General features: G+C 59.4%; 15 protein-coding genes and 1 riboswitch. Of the genes, 10 read left to right on the forward strand and 5 right to left on the reverse strand.

The genetic code is table 11. The annotated features are described in order from the left end of the window. Nucleotides 1-40: 40 nt before the first annotated feature. The 4 genes from K8V32_RS01815 (at nt 41) to K8V32_RS01830 (ending at nt 7731) form a co-directional block, all read left to right on the forward strand. Entirely contained in the window at nt 41-499 is a 459-nt protein-coding gene (locus tag K8V32_RS01815) for a 23S rRNA (pseudouridine(1915)-N(3))-methyltransferase RlmH (protein ID WP_303901967.1), read from the forward strand. Nucleotides 500-518: 19 nt separating this feature from the next. Then, nucleotides 519-4991 carry an Lhr family helicase gene (locus K8V32_RS01820; RefSeq protein ID WP_303901970.1) on the forward strand — a complete coding sequence of 1491 codons (4473 nt, stop codon included), beginning with the start codon at nt 519-521 and terminating at the stop codon, nt 4989-4991. Between the two features lie 9 nt (nt 4992-5000). Further along, entirely contained in the window at nt 5001-6002 is a 1002-nt protein-coding gene (locus K8V32_RS01825; RefSeq protein WP_303901973.1) for a pseudouridine synthase, read from the forward strand. 118 nt (nt 6003-6120) lie between these two features. Further along, complete coding sequence (locus K8V32_RS01830) at nt 6121-7731, forward strand: TspO-related membrane protein (protein WP_303901976.1); 1611 nt, start codon at nt 6121-6123, stop codon at nt 7729-7731. Nucleotides 7732-7863: 132 nt separating this feature from the next. Here K8V32_RS01830 and K8V32_RS01835 read toward each other — a convergent pair whose 3' ends face one another. Further along, entirely contained in the window at nt 7864-8151 is a 288-nt protein-coding gene (locus K8V32_RS01835) for a hypothetical protein (protein WP_303901979.1), read from the reverse strand. A 30-nt stretch (nt 8152-8181) separates the two neighbouring features. On the opposite strand from K8V32_RS01835, the gene K8V32_RS01840 reads away from it, so the two are divergent. The 6 genes from K8V32_RS01840 to tgt are packed head-to-tail and all read left to right on the forward strand — an operon-like array spanning nt 8182 to nt 13178. Then, entirely contained in the window at nt 8182-8721 is a 540-nt protein-coding gene (locus tag K8V32_RS01840) for an NUDIX hydrolase family protein (RefSeq protein ID WP_303901982.1), read from the forward strand. Nucleotides 8722-8740: 19 nt separating this feature from the next. Beyond that, on the forward strand, nt 8741-9061 hold the full coding sequence (locus tag K8V32_RS01845) for a non-heme iron oxygenase ferredoxin subunit (RefSeq protein ID WP_303901985.1): 321 nt from the start codon (nt 8741-8743) through the stop codon (nt 9059-9061). Further along, nucleotides 9061-10164 carry an NAD(P)/FAD-dependent oxidoreductase gene (locus tag K8V32_RS01850; RefSeq protein ID WP_303901988.1) on the forward strand — a complete coding sequence of 368 codons (1104 nt, stop codon included), beginning with the start codon at nt 9061-9063 and terminating at the stop codon, nt 10162-10164. Before K8V32_RS01845 ends, K8V32_RS01850 begins: the two co-directional genes overlap by 1 nt. Nucleotides 10165-10207: 43 nt before the next feature. Continuing rightward, nucleotides 10208-11440, forward strand: coding sequence for a DUF3375 domain-containing protein (locus tag K8V32_RS01855; RefSeq protein ID WP_303901991.1), 1233 nt, complete (start codon nt 10208-10210; stop codon nt 11438-11440). A 14-nt stretch (nt 11441-11454) separates the two neighbouring features. After that, on the forward strand, nt 11455-11904 hold the full coding sequence (locus K8V32_RS01860; RefSeq protein WP_303901994.1) for a DUF2220 domain-containing protein: 450 nt from the start codon (nt 11455-11457) through the stop codon (nt 11902-11904). Between the two features lie 5 nt (nt 11905-11909). Further along, nucleotides 11910-13178, forward strand: coding sequence for a tRNA guanosine(34) transglycosylase Tgt (gene tgt / locus K8V32_RS01865; RefSeq protein WP_303901998.1), 1269 nt, complete (start codon nt 11910-11912; stop codon nt 13176-13178). A 99-nt stretch (nt 13179-13277) separates the two neighbouring features. Here tgt and K8V32_RS01870 read toward each other — a convergent pair whose 3' ends face one another. From K8V32_RS01870 to K8V32_RS01885, 4 genes are all read right to left on the reverse strand, one after another. Further along, a complete protein-coding gene (locus tag K8V32_RS01870; RefSeq protein WP_303902001.1) occupies nt 13278-13505 on the reverse strand; it encodes an SRPBCC family protein in 228 nt (75 codons plus the stop codon). 68 nt (nt 13506-13573) lie between these two features. Further along, on the reverse strand, nt 13574-14824 hold the full coding sequence (locus K8V32_RS01875; RefSeq protein ID WP_303902004.1) for an acyl-CoA dehydrogenase family protein: 1251 nt from the start codon (nt 14822-14824) through the stop codon (nt 13574-13576). Nucleotides 14825-14872: 48 nt separating this feature from the next. Continuing rightward, nucleotides 14873-14988, reverse strand: a riboswitch (SAM riboswitch). Nucleotides 14989-15050: 62 nt separating this feature from the next. Next, nucleotides 15051-15749, reverse strand: coding sequence for a queuosine precursor transporter (locus K8V32_RS01880; RefSeq protein ID WP_303902007.1), 699 nt, complete (start codon nt 15747-15749; stop codon nt 15051-15053). Between the two features lie 109 nt (nt 15750-15858). Beyond that, complete coding sequence (locus tag K8V32_RS01885; protein WP_303902011.1) at nt 15859-17097, reverse strand: MFS transporter; 1239 nt, start codon at nt 17095-17097, stop codon at nt 15859-15861. Nucleotides 17098-17178 lie beyond the last annotated feature (81 nt).

The following is a 17178-nucleotide window of genomic DNA, read 5'->3' on the forward strand; positions in this document are numbered from 1 at the left end:
TAATTAAAGACAACAGCTGGGGATCTGAAGGATATAAATCTTGAGTATGCGAATCATCACCGTAGGGAAACGACATGAGACCTGGGTTGCCGACGGTATTGATCGGTTCCTCAAACGACTCAAGAAGCCCTACGACGTCGACTTCGTATTGGTTCCACACGCCACCGCCGGTGAACAGCGCTCCCGCGAAGAAGAATCCGCAGCCATTGAGAAACACCTCCGCCCGCAGGACTACGTCATTCTGCTCGACGAACGCGGCAAAAATTTCACCTCCCCGCAACTGGCCAGCCACCTGCAGCAACTCTTTGATACCGGGCGGCACCCAACCTTGATTATCGGTGGGGCCTACGGCGTCAATGACCGGCTGCGAGCGCGCGCCAATACTGTGTGGTCCCTGTCAAAGCTGGTGTTTCCCCATCAGTTGGTTCGGCTGATGGTCGTTGAGCAGGTATATCGCGCTCAGGAAATTTCGGCTGGCCGACCGTATCATCATTCCTAGTGCTGGGTAGTCTAGCCACATGACTGATGCCGCTCTCGATGCGTTTTCCGCCGCGACACGTTCGTGGTTCCAGGCATCTTTTACAGCGCCCACCAAAGCCCAAATTGGTGCCTGGCAGACCATCAATTCCGGCCAGCACGCCCTGGTGATCGCTCCCACCGGCTCAGGTAAGACGTTGGCGGCGTTCCTTTCGGCAATCGACAAGCTGATTACCGCTGTTCCGGACGACGAGCCCCCGGCCAAAAAACGCACCAAGGTCTTATATATTTCCCCGCTGAAGGCCCTGGGTGTTGACGTTGAACGCAACCTGACCGCCCCGCTGGTGGGTATCACCCAAGCGGCGCGCGGGATGGGAGATGAGGTGCCCGAGATTCGTACCGGGGTGCGCTCGGGTGACACCTCGGCCCGGGATCGTCGTCGTTTAGTAACCGATCCGCCCGATATTTTGATCACCACGCCCGAGTCGCTATATCTGATGCTGACGTCTAAGGCACGTAAGACCCTGGCCGGGGTGGAAACGGTGATTGTTGACGAGGTGCACGCGCTGGCCGGCAATAAGCGCGGGGCACATCTTGCGGTGTCATTAGAGCGCTTAGATGCCTTACTGCAGGCCCCAGCCCAGCGCATTGGGTTATCGGCGACGGTGCGTCCGGCCGAAGAGGTGGCCCGATTTTTAGGTGGGGTCCAACCGGTGGCGATCGTGGACGGGGCGGAGCAAAAGCGCTGGGATATTACCGTGGCCGTGCCGGTGGCCGATATGACCCAGCCAGATACGGGGGCCTCGCCGGAAGAAAATGTGTCCATGTGGCCACACGTTGAGTCTCGGATTATGGAACTGGCCGATGATTACCGGTCCATGATTGTGTTTGTGAACTCGCGGCGTTCGGCCGAGCGGCTTACCGAGTCGCTCAATGAACTGTGGCAGGAGCGTGCGGATACCGCGGGCGAAGAATTTGCCCGCACCCACCATGGGTCCATGTCGGCTACCGCCCGCGCCGAGGTCGAAGAAGGGCTGAAGTCGGGCACCCTGCGATGCGTGGTGGCGACGTCGTCATTGGAATTAGGTATCGATATGGGCGTGGTCGATGCGGTAGTGCATTTGCAGTCGGCCCCGACGGTTGCTGCGGGTCTGCAGCGCGTGGGCCGTGCCGGACACCAGGTGGGCGAGGTCTCGGTGGGGTGGTTCTTCCCGCTGCATCGCGCCGATGTGGTCGACGCCGCAGTTGTGACCGAGCGCATGATGGCCGGGGCGATCGAGGCGATTTCGATCCCGGCCAATCCACTGGATATTCTGGCCCAGCACACGATCGCGGCCGCTGCCATGGATGAGTTGGTGGACGAGGCCTGGCTGGAACTGGTGCGTCGGGCCGCACCATTCACCACACTGTCACTGGATGTTTATGCCTCGGTGTTAGACCTATTGGCCGGAAAATACGTGTCAGATGAATTCGCACAGTTGAAACCACGGGTGGTGTGGGATCGCGAGGCGGGCACCATCACGGCACGCCCCGGCGCCCAACGCCTGGCAGTGACCTCGGGCGGTACGATCGCCGACCGGGGACTATTCGGCGTGTATTTGGCCACCGAGTCCGACGCCGCCAAACGCGTGGGCGAACTGGATGAAGAAATGGTCTATGAATCCCGGGTGGGTGAAACCATTATTCTGGGGGCCACCACCTGGCAGATCGAAGACATCACCCACGATCGTGTCCTGGTCACCCCGGCCTTTGGCCGCCCCGGGCGCCTACCGTTCTGGCGTGGCGACCAGCCCGGCCGGCCGCTGGAATTGGGCCGAGCCACCGGCGCGTTCCGGCGCGAGGCACTGGCCGACCCCAATATTGACGCCCGTCTCAAAGCCGCCGGACTGGATGCTAACGCCCGGACCAACCTGCTGAATTATCTCACCGAGCAGCGCGAAGCCACCGGGCATCTGCCCACCGACACCACCATCGTGGTGGAACGCTTCCGCGATGAACTGGGCGACTGGCGGATCATTTTGCACTCGCCGTTCGGCAAAGCCATTCACGCCCCCTGGGCGCTTGCCATTTCTGAACGCGTCAAGGCCGCCTACGGTTTCGATGCCAACGCGATGGCCGGTGACGACGGGATCATTGTGCGTATCCCGGCCACCGACGGCGAACCGCCCTCCAGTGAGATCTTCTGGTTCGAGCCCGATGACTTGCGCGACCAATTACGCCAGCACGTCGGCGGCTCAGCCTTATTTGCCGCACACTTTCGTGAAAACGCCGCCCGCGCGCTGCTGTTGCCCCGGCGCGATCCGGCTAAGCGCACGCCATTGTGGCAGCAACGTCAACGGGCCGCCCAACTATTGGCCGTGGCCTCAAAATACCCGCAGTTCCCGATCATTTTAGAAACCGTGCGCGAGGTACTCCAAGACGTGTACGACGTCGACGGCCTGCTCGAGATCCTCGACGATATTCGCACCCGGGTGTTGCGCGTCGTCGAAGTCCAAACCCCGCAGGCCTCCCCCTTTGCCCAAACCCTGTTATTCGGTTATACCGCGCAGTTCATGTACGAAACCGATGCACCGTTGGCCGAGCGTCGCGCCGCAGCACTGTCCCTGGATCCCGGGCTTTTGGGGCAACTGCTGGGTCAGGATATGCTGCGCGAATTACTCGACGACGACGTTATCGCCCAGGTGCAAGCCGATCTGCAACACACTTCTGCGTCGCGACGACTTACCGGGGCCGAGGGCGCCGCCGATCTGCTGCGCCTGCTGGGACCATTGACCACCGATGAGCTCGCCGCCCGGCTGCGTGATCCCGAGGACCAAGACGCACCCGCAGATCGTGCCACCGCCCGCGCCTGGGTCGAGCAGCTGGTTGATGACAAACGTGCCATCCCGGTGCGCATCGGAGCCGAGCACTACTGGACGGCCATTGAGGATGCTCCCCGACTGCGCGATGGGCTGGGCATTCCGCTGCCGATCGGGGTGCCCGCGGCATTTGCCGAATCCGTGACCGATCCACTGGGTGATCTGGTTGCCCGCTACGCCCGCACCCACGGCCCCTTCACCGCTCCTGAAGTCGCCCAGCGCCTCGGTATCGGCCCGGTGATTGCCCACCAGGTGCTCCAACGCTTGGCCGCCCAACAGCGGGTGACTTTTGGTGCCTATCTGTCCGTCCCACCACCCGGTGACGGCCCGGTGGCCACCGATGAGTGGTGCGATGTGGAGGTACTGGCCCGGATTCGCCGTCGTTCCCTGGCCCAACTGCGAGCCGAAGTTGAACCGGTGGAACACGCCGCCTACGCCCGCTATCTACTACAGTCGCACCAAGTGACACCCACCCCGCAGGAGCGCGGGGTCGATGGGCTGGCCATTATCCTGGATCAGCTCACCGGATTCACCGCACCCGCGGCGGTGTGGGAGACGGCGATCCTGCCGGCGCGCGTGTGGGATTACCGTCCGGCCATGTTGGATGAGCTGTTAGCCACCGGACAGTTTGTGATGGTCGGCGCCGCAGACCAATCGGTGGCCTTTCACCACGTGGAGACCATCGATCTGACGCTGCCCATGCACACCACCGATGACCGCACCGTCATCCACGAGGACATTATCACTACCCTGACCGGCACCGGCGGATGGTTCTATTCGGCCCTGCTCGCCCAATTAGCAGACCACTCGGGTGCCGACATTCTGGCCGCTCTGTGGGATTTATTCTGGGCCGGAGTCATCACCAACGATACGTTCACCGCCGTGCGGGCCACCTATTCTTCCGTCCCGCGCCGTGCCCCCGCCCAGCGTGGCTCGCCCCGGCGCACCGCCCGGCTGCGCCGGCTGAACCGGCTTGCCCCAGACACCGCCCCGTCCAGCAACCCCGCCCCGCCGACCGCCGTTGGGCGCTGGTCATTGCTACCCGAACGCACCGACGACAACACCACCGCGCTGCACGCCCAGGCCGAATACCTGCTGGACCGTTACGGGGTGATCACCCGCGGAGCGGTCAATGCCGAGGCCCTACCCGGCGGGTTCTCAGCGTACTACCGGTTACTATCCAAAATGGAAGAAGCCGGGCATATCCGCCGCGGCTACTTTATCGACGGGCTCGGCGCCGCCCAATTCTCAACCGCCGCCACCGTGGACGCACTGCGTGCTTTCGACCAGGAACCCACCCACCCACAGACAGTGGCTCTGGCAGCAACCGACCCGGCCAACCCATATGGTGCCACCCTGGACTGGCCCGAAACCCAAGGCCACCGTCCCGGACGCAAGGCCGGCGCCTACGTGGTGTTAGTCAATGGTCAATTGGTCTTGTACCTGGAACGCGGTGGTAAAACCTTGCTGCAGTTCTCCAACGACCACCTCGGCCTCGCCGCGACCGCATTAGAAACCGCCATCCGTCGCGCTGGCACCGACAAACTGGCTATCCAAACCGTCAACGGCGACCCGCTAGTGGGCACCGAACTCGCCGGCCATCTGGTTGAAGCCGGATTTTACACCGCGCCCAACGCCATCCGATTCCGGGCCTAAACTAGAACCATGCCCACTCCCCCACTGCCCGTACGCAACGGCGTCGGCCCCACCCGGCTGCGCATCCCCGCCAACACCCCCGGCACCATCCTTGATCACCTGCGCACCCGGTTCCCACACCTGTCCGATGACGCGCTAACCCAGCGGGTGACCAGCGGCGAAATCGTGGGCAATAACGGCACCCTCATCACCGCCGCCACCCCGGCGACTGACCACGAGTTCATCTGGTATTACCGTTCGGTACCCAACGAAACACGCATCCCGTTTGATCTCACCGTCCTGGCCGCCGATGAACACCTCGTGGTGGCCGATAAACCACACTTTTTACCCACCACCCCGGGCGGTCAATTCCTTCAAGAAACCGCGCTGGTGCGCTTGCGTAACCAACTGAATATCCCCGATCTGGTCCCGCTGCATCGCCTCGATCGGGCCACCGCCGGCCTGCTACTGTTCTCACCCAATCCGAAAACCCGCGGCGCCTATCAACAACTCTTTGAACACCGTCAGGTCACCCGCCAGTATCGCGCCGTCGTACACATACCGTCCCCCGCCGGGCTGTATCTGGAGCGTTTTCCGCTCACCTTCCGTAACCGGATCATCAAAACCAAGGGTGTTATCACCGCTCAAGTCGAGTCCTATGCCACCGCCCACTCCGGCCGTATCCAAGCCCCCCGGGTGGGTAAACGTCGTCGCAGTCACGACCCCACCACCGGCCCCAATGCCATCACCGATATCAAGCTGTTGGCCCATCAATTGACCGACGACGGCGGCGCACTGGCCCACCTAGCACTGGCTCCGAAAACCGGGCGAACCCACCAGTTGCGTATCCACCTTGCCGCGCTGGGTCACGGGATTTTGCATGACCGGTTCTACCCGGATCTGCTGGATCATGCGCCCGATGATTACGCCACCCCGCTGCAGCTGTTGGCCAATGGTTTGGCCTTCACCGATCCGCTGACCGGCCAGCATCGCGAGTTCAGGTCGCAGCGCACGTTGGCGTTTGCGCCTTAGGCATGCCACGCGCAGCCTGCGAGAAGCCCCTGGGGTAGCGTGTCAGACCGTAGAATGGCGTGTTGGAAAGTAAAATAGCTGGACTCAAGCACAAGAATATTCGGTGGGAGGAGTGCACGTGGCCAAAAAGCCATCAGAGTCGTCAGAGGCCCTGGCTCGGCTAAAGAAATCCCAACCATCTACCCGCCCTGGTACTTCGGCCGAACAGTCACTGGCTTCCGGAACTTCTGGTGGCGACGACGCCGATAGGCAACCGAAAGTGCCAAAGCAATCTTCTGCACGTTCTCGTACCGGTGAGAAAGTCGGCCTGCGCGATCGGCTCAATGCGTGGCTGGATTCCTTTCGTGGACCGACCCAAGACGATATCGAACGCGCCATTGCCGAAACACCTGATCGGTTGCAGGCTCGTTGGGAGAAGCTGCAGGATGATCGCCGCAAAGCTCGCGAAGAAGAAGAGCGTCTGCGGCAGTTGGCGCAGGATATTCAAGAAGCTAAAGATGCTTTGGAAACGCAGCGTGAGCGGGAGTCCGAGCGGATGGCCCGGTTGGAACGTGAACAAGCGGCATTTGCGCGTCGTCGTCAACAAGAGCGGGAGACTGAAGCGCTGCTGAAAGCTGCTCGAGAGTTAAAGTCCGATGATATTCCGGCTCCGGAGAATCGTCCGATGTTACAGGGCGACGACGAGTACCTCAGCGATGCGGAACTCCTTGAGCGTGCTCGGCAGAATCTGCCCGAGTGGCAGCGCATTGAACGGCTTGTCACCAAGGCTCGTGCCATCGAAGCTCAGGCTCCACCGCCGCCACCTGAAGATCAGCTCGAAGAGATCGATCATGACGAAGAAATAGTCCTGCCTTTTCCGGAGCCGATGACTGATGATCCCGAGCCTCAACACCTCGATGGTTTCCGTCGGATAACGCTGAGTATTAGCTGGGTGTTATTTGTTGTCGTCGGGCTATTTGCGTTGGGCTGGATGGGTCCGTGGCCTTCTATTGTGGATGCCCACGATGGTCTCTATAGGGGGTCGACCTCGCTGATGTCGATGGCCGCCTGGCACGTGCTGGCTTGGCCATTATTGTGGGTGTTGATGATGGTCTACACGCTGTATCAGTGGGCTCCGTCGCAACATTCGGCGATGCGCAATCGGGCCACGGCCTGGTATGTTTCCAACGCGATGCTGCTGGCGTCGGGCACGATATTGTTGGCACACTTTCAGGATTACGGCCTGGAGATCATTACGTCCTGCGGTGCGGTGGTGTTGTTGTATCGGGCGGTCAAGAACCTTAATGTGTATACGGAACGAACGAGCAAGGAACGCTTCTTGACGGATGTGCCGATCGGGGCGTTTACCGGGTGGATGCTGATTTTCTCGGCTACTACTGTGTTTACGGGGATGGCCGCCTGGAAGATTTCCGATTTGCTGTTCATTCCGGAAATCATGTGGGCGATTATCGCAACACTGATCTTGCTCGTGTTGTTGTCACAGTTATCACTCACGGGGCGTGGTCGCATGTCAGTGGTCTTGGGGTTTACCTTTGGTTTGTCCGCCATCGTGGGCTCCCGACTCTTTGGGGAAAATACTTCATTTCTCCTGGTGGGTATTGCACTGCTTGGCCTATTTGTCATCGTGGCGGCAACTGAGAACCGGCGTTATCAAATCTCCGTTGTCGAAAAGCGAGCGATGGAGCATCTCACCTATATAGATTCAGACGACAGCTACAACGCCCAGTGAAGATTCCGTAACAGTGGTTGGGTGGGGTCGAGCCATGGTGCGGGTTGGAAGTAGTGGGTGCCGTTGATGGTGTGGATGGCCCATTTGTCGTTGTGGACGGCAGCGTGGTGGTGTGCACACAGCGCCATGAGGCTAGCGCGGCACCCATCGACCACCGCGGCGTAACAGCAGCCGGCCAGGCCCGGTGGTGGCGACCCGGGACACTGCATCGGCCATGGCATCGGCAACGAAGTGGGCGTCGCCGTCGTCGTCGAGAGAAAAACGCACCACAATTTGGGGCACATTCGACAGAATCTGAATATCAGTGTGTTCAACGGTGGCGATGGATGACACTGCTGCGACGGCAGAATCCATGACTTCTTCGGGGTGGTGACCGGGGCGGATATCTCCGATGGGTAGGATCGCGCGGTATGAAGGCATATGTGACATTGTAGTTGTAGAGTGGAGCTCATGACGGTTCGAACTCCAGATCCTAATCCCGGTTGGCTCGACGAAACGGAATTGACTGCGGCACGCGCACGCTTGCCGATGATCTACGTTGAAGCAATCCCTGTCCGCCTCGATGATTATGGCCGAGTGGTGGAAGTCGGTCTGTTATACCGGGCCGATACCTCAGGCAATTTCCGCTATTCTTTTGTGTCCGGACGCGTGCTGTATATGCAATCGATTCGCGACACGCTCATGACCCACCTTGAAAAAGATCTCGGCACGCTGGCCATGCCGCAGTTGCCGATCACCCTGCAGCCGTTTACGGTGGCCGAATACTTCCCCTACGCGTCAAGCTCGGGGCTCACAGACGACCGCCAACATGCCGTGGCCCTGTGTTATGTGGTACCGGTGCGCGGTGATACACAACCGCGCCAAGACGCCTTAGATGTCGCCTGGATGACACCGGAACAAGCACTATCACCGGAGATCACCAATGAGTTTGAAGGTGGCCGGGGCAAACTTGTGACGCAAGCGCTAGCGTGGGCGAACTGGGGCTTCTAAGCTGGAGCTGGAGGATGTTATGACGAGTATTGATATTGGCGCGGAAGAAGATTTCCCGTTAGAAGAAGGCGTGTATATTGGCCACGAGGTGACCGGTGGCGAACCAATCGCGGTGTTCCGCACTGACGAGGGTATTTACGCACTCAACGACCGGTGCACCCACGGCAACTATTCACTGTCCGAAGGCTGGGTTGAAGACGGTACGGTCGAGTGCCCCAAACACGCCTCATCGTTCTGCTTGGCCAACGGCAAGGTCCTGAATCTGCCAGCCACCGAAGATGCCCCGACACATCGCATCGAAGTGGTCAACGGGCGCGTCCTGCTGACCCCACAATTTTAATGTCCAACGTGGTTCTTGTGGGCGGTTCGGTTGCCGGATTCTCGGTGGCTGCCGGACTGCGTGAGGCCGGGTTTCCGGGCGCCATCACGATCATCGATCCGCATCACACTGCCCTGGATCGACCGCCACTATCCACTGAGTATCTTACCGACGACGTCGACCTGGCCTTAGCCCCGGATGAGTGGTTCTCAGAACATTGCGTGACCTGGGTGCAAGACACCGCCGTACGCGTGGGCCAAGGATTTGTGGACACCGCGACCCGGCGCTTCGAGGCCGAGCACATCGTGATCGCCACCGGTGCCGTTCCCAAGACCCTGGACTTAGATAAACCGGTCTACACGCTGCGAACTGTGGCCGATGCTAACGCGTTACGCCACGCACTGGGCCCCGGTGTCAACGTGGCCATTGCCGGAGGCGGCCTACTGGCACCAGAGCTAGCCACTTCGGCCAAAGCTCTGGGTGCCAACGTGACTGTCTTTACCCCGCAGGTTCCGGCCGCCGAAATCTTCGGGGAGCTGGCCGAAACACTGTATGCCACCATGTGCCAACACGTTGAGGTGATTGAACGTCGGCTCACCGTGAATGAGAACCTGGACCGTTTCGATCTCGTCATTGCCGCCGTCGGGGTGGAACCCAATGTCGCCGTCGCCCAAGACTCCGGCGTGACTATTGACGATGGGATCGTCGTGGATGAGGCCTACCGCACCACCATCGAGGGGATCTATGCCATCGGTGATGTGTGCCGTATTCGGAACCAGCCGCGCCAGGACCACTGGGATCACGGACGAGCCTCAGCCGCGCGCGTGGTCAACACGATCATGGGTACCGAACCGAGCGCACCAACCCCGGCCTGGGTGTGGTCGGATCAATTCTGCCACGACGCCCAGGCTATCGGCCGGGTTATCCCGCAGGCCCACGAACACCTGGTGCACCGCGGGGACAATGCCATTTTCGTTGTCGACGGCGACTGGCTCATCGGGGCCGCCGCCCTGGACGAACAGATGATCATCCGTGCCGCTACACGCATCATCACCCGGGGTATTGCGGTTGATCCCGCCCAACTTGCCGACCCGGATATCCCCATCCGGCGTCTGGCGAAATAACCGCTAGCCACCGCATCACGGCACCAACTATGCTGGGCATGATATGACTCTGGTTGGCCGCGCGCTGGCACATCAACGCATCGCCAATACCCACCCAGCATGGGGCATCTTGCGCGCCCAGAATGCCCCGGTCATACTAGCCATTTTGGAACGTCGACTGGCCCGTGAACAACGCCAAATCCCGGCACCTGATTTCTTTGAACAAGTCACCGAAGATCTTGAAGAGCTCCGGTCCGAGGGTTTCGAACTCCCCCGCACCGCTCAGGATTATATCGCCGACTGGCGCCGATCCGGTATCCTCATTCGGCGACCCAGCACCCAGGTGCGAGAAGAAACCTTCGAACTGTCCCCTGGAGCGTTAGCTGCCATGCAATTCGTGGATGAGATACACACTCCACGTCGTACGGTGACCGAATCGCGGCTGGCCACCATTCAAAATATGTTGGCACAGCTCGTGGCCGAAACCGACCCGGACATCACCTCGCGTCTGACCACATTGGAAGCCAAAAAGGCCCGCATCGAAGACCAAATCCAACGCCTCACCCAGGGTGAACTCGAAGTACTCGACGCCGAGCGAGCCGTAGAACGGGTCGATGAGATCCTGAACCTCGTCACGGAAGTGCCCTCCGACTTTGCTCGAGTACGCCAAGAAATTGAGGGCCTCAACCATGATCTGCGCGAAAAACTCATCGACTCTCAGGATTCCAGGTCTCAGGTCTTAGAAGACGTATTTCGAGACGTCGATATTCTGGCAGACTCCGACGCCGGACGATCTTTTTACGGTTTCTATGCACTGCTGTTAGACCCGGAGCGTGGACTAGAATTCGAAGAGGCCATCCGCACCATCACCGATCGGGGATTCGCCCAACAACTGCCAGCTGCTCAATTGCGAGCGCTACGACGCATGCTACCCATTCTGCAAGAACGCTCAACTGAGGTGCACCAGATCCTGACCTCATTTAGCCGAAGCCTGCGCCGCTTCGTCCAGACCCAGCGTCTAGCCGAAGAGCGTCGTCTCCACCGCCAACTGCGCGCCGCGCTGAAAGATGCCCTGCAGATTTCCGAACAGGTTCGCCCCACCGATCAATACGACGTCGAACTCCAGCCGTCCCGGCTACCCCAGATTGCCTCCGTCTCCGCACTACGTTTAAACAACCCGGGTGATTACCGGGTCGAGACCCAACTGGAAGAAAACCACATGGGTGTCGTGTCGCTGGCCGAAATCCAACAACTGGCCCGCACCATGGATATCGATATGATATCACCGCACCACTAGAACAGCTTGCTTCATTGAAGATCACACCACAGCGGATCTTAATAGTAGAAAACCTGATCTCCCTACTCACGTTGCCACCCATGCAGGACACCGTCGCAGTTTTTGGCAAAGGCACCGCGGTATCGAGCCTGACACACCTGCCTTGGATACATACCGCCCAAGTCTACTACTGGGGTGATCTTGACACCCACGGATTCCGGATTTTGCATAGCCTCCGGGCTACCGGCGTCCAGACCTCATCGCTGCTCATGGATTTACCGACGCTACAACAGTTTCAAGACCTGTGGGCAACCGAAGCCAAACCCTTCCGGGGAGAACTTGACCTCCTGACAACTGCTGAGGCTGAGGCCTACACCTATTTACTTGCCAATCCCGGTGTGCGGTTAGAACAAGAGCGCATTGACTGGTCTTATGTCTTAGCAACACTGGCAGCGCAAGGTCTATTGAACGACCAGCTACACTAAAGTTCATGGCAGAACCCAGCGATTTTTCTTTTACCATTGGCACGCGTATGGACGGCGCGCACGGCCGCACCGGAACCATCCACACCCCGCACGGCGATATTCACACCCCGGCGTATATTCCGGTCGGGACCAAAGCCACGGTCAAAGCCGTGCTGCCCGAAGTGGTCAAAGACCTCGGCGCCCAAGCAGTACTATCCAACGCCTATCACCTCTACCTCCAGCCCGGTCCCGAACTATTAGATCTGCACGGTGGGCTGGGGAAATTCATGAACTGGGATGGCCCAACCTTCACCGATTCCGGTGGTTTCCAGGTCATGTCGCTGGGCTCCGGATTCAAAAAAGTTATTGATATGACCGGTCCTGAGGCGCAAAGCAAGGTCGGTTCGGACGACGCCGTTGCACCCGGTAAGGAGCGTCTGGCAAATGTCGACGACGACGGCGTGTGGTTCACCTCCCATATCAACGGTGACCGTCACCGGTTCACTCCAGAGGTGTCGATGAACATTCAACACCAGCTGGGCGCCGACGTCATGATGGCCTTCGACGAGCTGACCACCCTGCACAACTCGCGTGGCTATCAAGAAGAGTCCCTGGAACGCACCCGAAGCTGGGCCCAGCGCAGCCTAAATGAACATGCCCGGCTCACCGAACAACGCTCCCACCGGCCGTATCAGGCGCTCTACGGCGTCATTCAGGGCGCCCAATACGAAGACTTGCGGCGCAAAGCCTGCCGGGACCTGCGTGACATGCGCGCCGAATTCCACGGTGTCGAAGCCGGTTTCGACGGCTACGGGCTCGGCGGAGCATTCGAGAAAGAAAACCTGGGCACCATCGTGGGCTGGTGTGCCGAAGAACTGCCCGAGGACAAACCTCGCCACCTGCTGGGCATTTCCGAACCTGATGATTTATTCGCCGCAATCGAGGCCGGCGCCGATACGTTCGATGCTGTCTCCCCCACTCGTGTGGGCCGCACCGGCGCGTTCTACACCGAATACGGGCGCATCAACTTACCGCGCGCTGAATTTGCCGCCGATTTGTCACCGCTGCAAGAAGGCTGCGACTGCTACACCTGCGCCAACTACTCTAAATCCTATGTGCGACACTTGATCAAGGCCGATGAGATCCTGGCCGGTACCCTGATGTCGATTCACAACCTACGCTTCACTGTTCGTCTGGTCGACACCATCCGGCAGTCGATTATTGACGGCGACTTCTGTGCATTCAAAGAACAGATGCTGGGCCGGTACTACGACAAACAAAAGCGTCCGGTCTAAAGCTCTGGTATGCGCGGTTCAAAATCCATCCGCGGGAACTCGACGTCATCGTCGTCGTCCATGCTCAATGCGGCAAGAAATGTTTCGGTTATCGCGTGTTCACTGATCAAGCCCGTCACCTTCCTTCGACTCCAGGAATGCCGCTAATTGCTGCAGTGCTATGCGGTGGCCGTTGCGCGTACCGGTTAGCATGTCCTGTCCAACAAACGTCGTCGCCTGATTCGTGACGACGACGCGGGTGCCCTGGGATGCCAGGTCAAATTCCCAGGTCACCAGGCTGGTGGCCAATGGGCGGTCATCGGCGCGTAGCGTCTTCCGTGTAGACAATCAGTTGGGGCGGATCAACCAGCATGTAGTCCCCGGTGGGTACCGACCGCTGGGCCCGTACGCGCCGTTTATGATGCGGCCTGGCCTACGGTGTATTTCCGCTCGGGTGAGACTCCGTTAACCACGTAATCTCCCAGAATGCGCGCACGGTAGATCAATGGATTGTGGCTGGCCAGCACCCGAGCGTTGCGCCAGTGTCGGTCTAAAGCTCGGGTCTGTGACGTCGCCGAGGCGCCACCGACTTCAAAAATCTTGGTTGCAACTTCTAACACCACCGGGGCGATAACCTGCTGGGCCTGATATACCTGCGCGTACAAGGCATCAACCTCGGCTTCGGGGAGTTCTTCACCGCGCGCATCGGCGGCGAAGTGTTCGGCTAATACCGGTGGGATCGCACGGAAGATCGTTTCAATACCCGCAACTTTGGCGCTCAATTCGCCCAGCAGTTGCAACACTTGTGGATCCTGCTGCACGGTGTCGGCTGCCCCGTGACTAAATGTGCGGGTGCGTGATTGCACGTAGCCAACGCCGTCACGCAGCACCGCCTTGGCAATGCCAACTAACGTGGCTAAATGCACCGCCTGCCAGGCGGCCTGGCCAAATGCGGTCCGGTCACCGGAATCTATTCCGTGTCCGGGCGGGAAAATATCGGCTTCATCAACCACGACATCCCGGAAGTGCGTGGTGCCCGAGGCGGTGAGCCGTTGGCCGAAACCATCCCAGTCATCGACAATTTCAACTCCGGGCGCATCGGCAGCAATAATCAGCGACGCAGGTTCGTCGTCGTCACCGGTGGTAGCAACCAGAATCGCATCAGCGTAACCGGTGCCGGTTGAGTAGAATTTGGTGCCGTTGAGGATCCATTGTCCGTCGCGGCGCGACAGCCTGGTGGCGTTCTGTCCGTGGGTGTTGCCGCGCTCGGTAATGGCATTGCCAACAACCAGCCCTGTTCCAATCCGGGTCAACCACCGTTCGGTAAACGCTGCCTGGTCTGCGGGGCGGGAAAGCAGGTCTTCTACGAATCCCCAGTGGGAGCGTAATGCCTGGGCCAGGTTAGAGTCAGCGGCGGCTAGCGCCACGAAAAATTCATAAGCTTGCGGCAGTGACAGCCCGTAGCCACCGTATTCCGCCGGTACCCTGAGGCGGGTGAATCCGGCTGCACGCAGTGCCTGAATCGGGGTGATATCGATGCCACCGGCTGCGTCACGCTGCGGCGCGCTAGCCGCGATGTCGGCAAAGACCGGATTCAGGGTTTCCCACAGTTGGGTCACAACGACGTCGTTCGCGGAGGTCACTGATGAGGTAATGGTCTGCGTCATGTCAGACTCCTTGAAGATTCGTGGCGTCGGCTGACAGCGTTGCGCACGGCGCCATACTTGCTAAGAACGATTGAACTTAGCCGAATCATCACCTGGAGCACCCCACTACGGCGAGAGGGTTGCTGACTGATCAGCCAGGGCTTCGTTGATCAGCACTCGTGATTCTTCTCCACTACCTCAGCAGATTTTCTTCCGACTTGCAACATGCGGTGAAACACAACGTCTTTTAGGCGTTGGTCAGGGCACCGTAGTGCGGTTCAGCGGCCTTGACTTTACTGATCACCCAGATGGTCACCGGGGAGAAAATCAGTTCAACGGCGGTCTTCCACACCCAGCCGACCAGCACAAACACCACGTATTGGCCGAAGGTTTCAATGCCGATCACGGTTGCTGCAATCGCTGAGAATGCGATCGTGTCGAGCAATTCGCCGACCAGGGTGGAGGCTGCGATGCGCCCAAAGAGGTAGCGTTCCCCGCTGCGTTGTTTCATGGCGACCATGATCTTGGCGTTGGATAATTGTCCGACGGCGAAGCCAACCAGTGAGGCCAATACGATCAACGGCACCGGCCCCAGTGTGCGGGTCAGGGCTGCTTGGCCATCATAAAAATCGGCTGGCGGCAGGATGATAATGATCCAGTAGGTCAACGATGCAAACGCTGAGATGAGAAACGTTGTGAAGATGACCCTGCGTGAGGCTTTGAACCCATAGACTTCTGAAATAATGTCGCCAACAATGTAGGCGACCGGGAAGAGGAAAAACCCGCCGTCGGTCAGGATCGGGCCGAACTGGACTCCTTTTGCGGCACCGATATTCGACAGGATGAACACCACGGCCATAATGGCGAATAGCACCGGATAAATATGGGATCCAACAGGTGCGAAATTGCCTTGAGCGGATTTGGTGGGATGGGCTTTTTCGGTCACGAAGCGTCCTTTGCAAAACGATATATCGCGACGGTGTCACGGCCTCTACGGCCCCGTACTCAGCTGCTGCCCCAGCTGGCGTCCAAACTTCTTCGAAAGCACATTGTAGTCAAAGTTTTTCACCGTTTTTGAATGGGTCCACTCCGCGCGGCACAAAGATCAAGGTGAGGATAATGCCCATCGCCGACGCTGTGACCGTCATGGTCCACGACAGCTGCCATGTGCCGGCTGCCGCGGCGATGGCCGATAGGATCACCGGGCCCAGGAAGTTTGCCAGGTTGAACATCTGGGTGATCAGTCCAATAACTGCCGACGGCGAGCCGCCTGCGGGGGCGATATCAACAGCCTGGCGGGTGACGGTGGTAGGAACCAGTGCTCCAACGAATGAGAATATTGCTGCGGCGATCATGGCCCAGATGACGGTACCGGGCACTTTAGACCAGTCGGGGGCAAATACCATAGTCGACATGATCGCCATGGTGGTCAGCCCGGTGATTAACAGGCGGCGCGGCGGGTGGCCGCGCTGTAAGAGGATTCCGGTGAAAATATTGGCAACACCATTGACCCCACCGACCACGGCGGTGGCCAGACCAATGATGATGGCCGCATCGATGGCGGTGTCGATGTTGGCTTCGCCAAAGATGGTGGGCAAGAAGCTCAGGATCGCGCCCCACTGCAGGGTGTAGCTGGCAAAGATCAGCCCCAGTGCCCACGGCAGTGGGGTTTTGATCGACGTCACAATAATGCGGCCGATCCGTCTCAGATGCACTGTTCCGGGCGGGTCGGCGGGCACGATGGTTGCAACAACCGGGATGAGACTCAGTGTGGCCCCGCCCATGATGAACCACCAGATATTCCAGGACACGGTGGTGGCGTTGAGTAACACCGCCGAGATGCCAACACCGAGAAACAGGGCGATTCCTTGGAAAGCGCCCCACCAGCCCATTGCACTATTGACCTTGTCTTGCGGTGCCAACACGCGCACCAGTGCGGGGGCGACCACCGTAATGAGAATGAATCCGATGCCTTCAATGGCGCGTGTGGTCATCAGCCAGGCTGCACTGGTGGCGAATCCACCGGCCACCGAAGCTAAGCCTGCCAGCACCAGTCCGATCAGCAACGTATTTTTTGAACCGATGCGTTCTGCTACCACCGAAGCGGCCAGTCCACCCAGCGCGCCGGCCAGCTGGACCACCCCCACCAGCGCACCGGCAGCTACGAGGTCAATGCCAAGGTCGGCACGAATATAGTCCAGGGCAGAGGGAAGTTTCCACACGTGCATTGCCGCAAGAATGCCCGTAGCGACCACCACGGTCCAAGCCGGTATTCTCGATCCAGTTGTTGCCATAACCACACAGCCTACTCGGGGTCTACCAAAAGAGATTACAATTGGGGCAATGAGTTCCTGTTGCACCAGTTTGAAGGCCCG

The organism is Enteractinococcus helveticum (genome assembly GCF_020742345.1).
Classification (GTDB): Bacteria; Actinomycetota; Actinomycetes; order Actinomycetales; family Micrococcaceae; genus Yaniella; species Yaniella helvetica_A.

Excerpts from the sequence above, each read along its gene's own strand:
- K8V32_RS01820 (WP_303901970.1), top strand. The coding sequence starts at position 519 with ATGACTGATGCCGCTCTCGATGCGTTTTCCGCCGCGACACGTTCGTGG.
- K8V32_RS01825 (WP_303901973.1), top strand. The coding sequence starts at position 5,001 with ATGCCCACTCCCCCACTGCCCGTACGCAACGGCGTCGGCCCCACCCGG.
- K8V32_RS01835 (WP_303901979.1), bottom strand. The coding sequence starts at position 8,151 with ATGCCTTCATACCGCGCGATCCTACCCATCGGAGATATCCGCCCCGGT.
- K8V32_RS01840 (WP_303901982.1), top strand. The coding sequence starts at position 8,182 with ATGACGGTTCGAACTCCAGATCCTAATCCCGGTTGGCTCGACGAAACG.
- K8V32_RS01845 (WP_303901985.1), top strand. The coding sequence starts at position 8,741 with ATGACGAGTATTGATATTGGCGCGGAAGAAGATTTCCCGTTAGAAGAA.
- K8V32_RS01850 (WP_303901988.1), top strand. The coding sequence starts at position 9,061 with ATGTCCAACGTGGTTCTTGTGGGCGGTTCGGTTGCCGGATTCTCGGTG.
- K8V32_RS01855 (WP_303901991.1), top strand. The coding sequence starts at position 10,208 with ATGACTCTGGTTGGCCGCGCGCTGGCACATCAACGCATCGCCAATACC.
- tgt (WP_303901998.1), top strand. The coding sequence starts at position 11,910 with ATGGCAGAACCCAGCGATTTTTCTTTTACCATTGGCACGCGTATGGAC.
- K8V32_RS01875 (WP_303902004.1), bottom strand. The coding sequence starts at position 14,824 with ATGACGCAGACCATTACCTCATCAGTGACCTCCGCGAACGACGTCGTT.
- K8V32_RS01885 (WP_303902011.1), bottom strand. The coding sequence starts at position 17,097 with ATGGCAACAACTGGATCGAGAATACCGGCTTGGACCGTGGTGGTCGCT.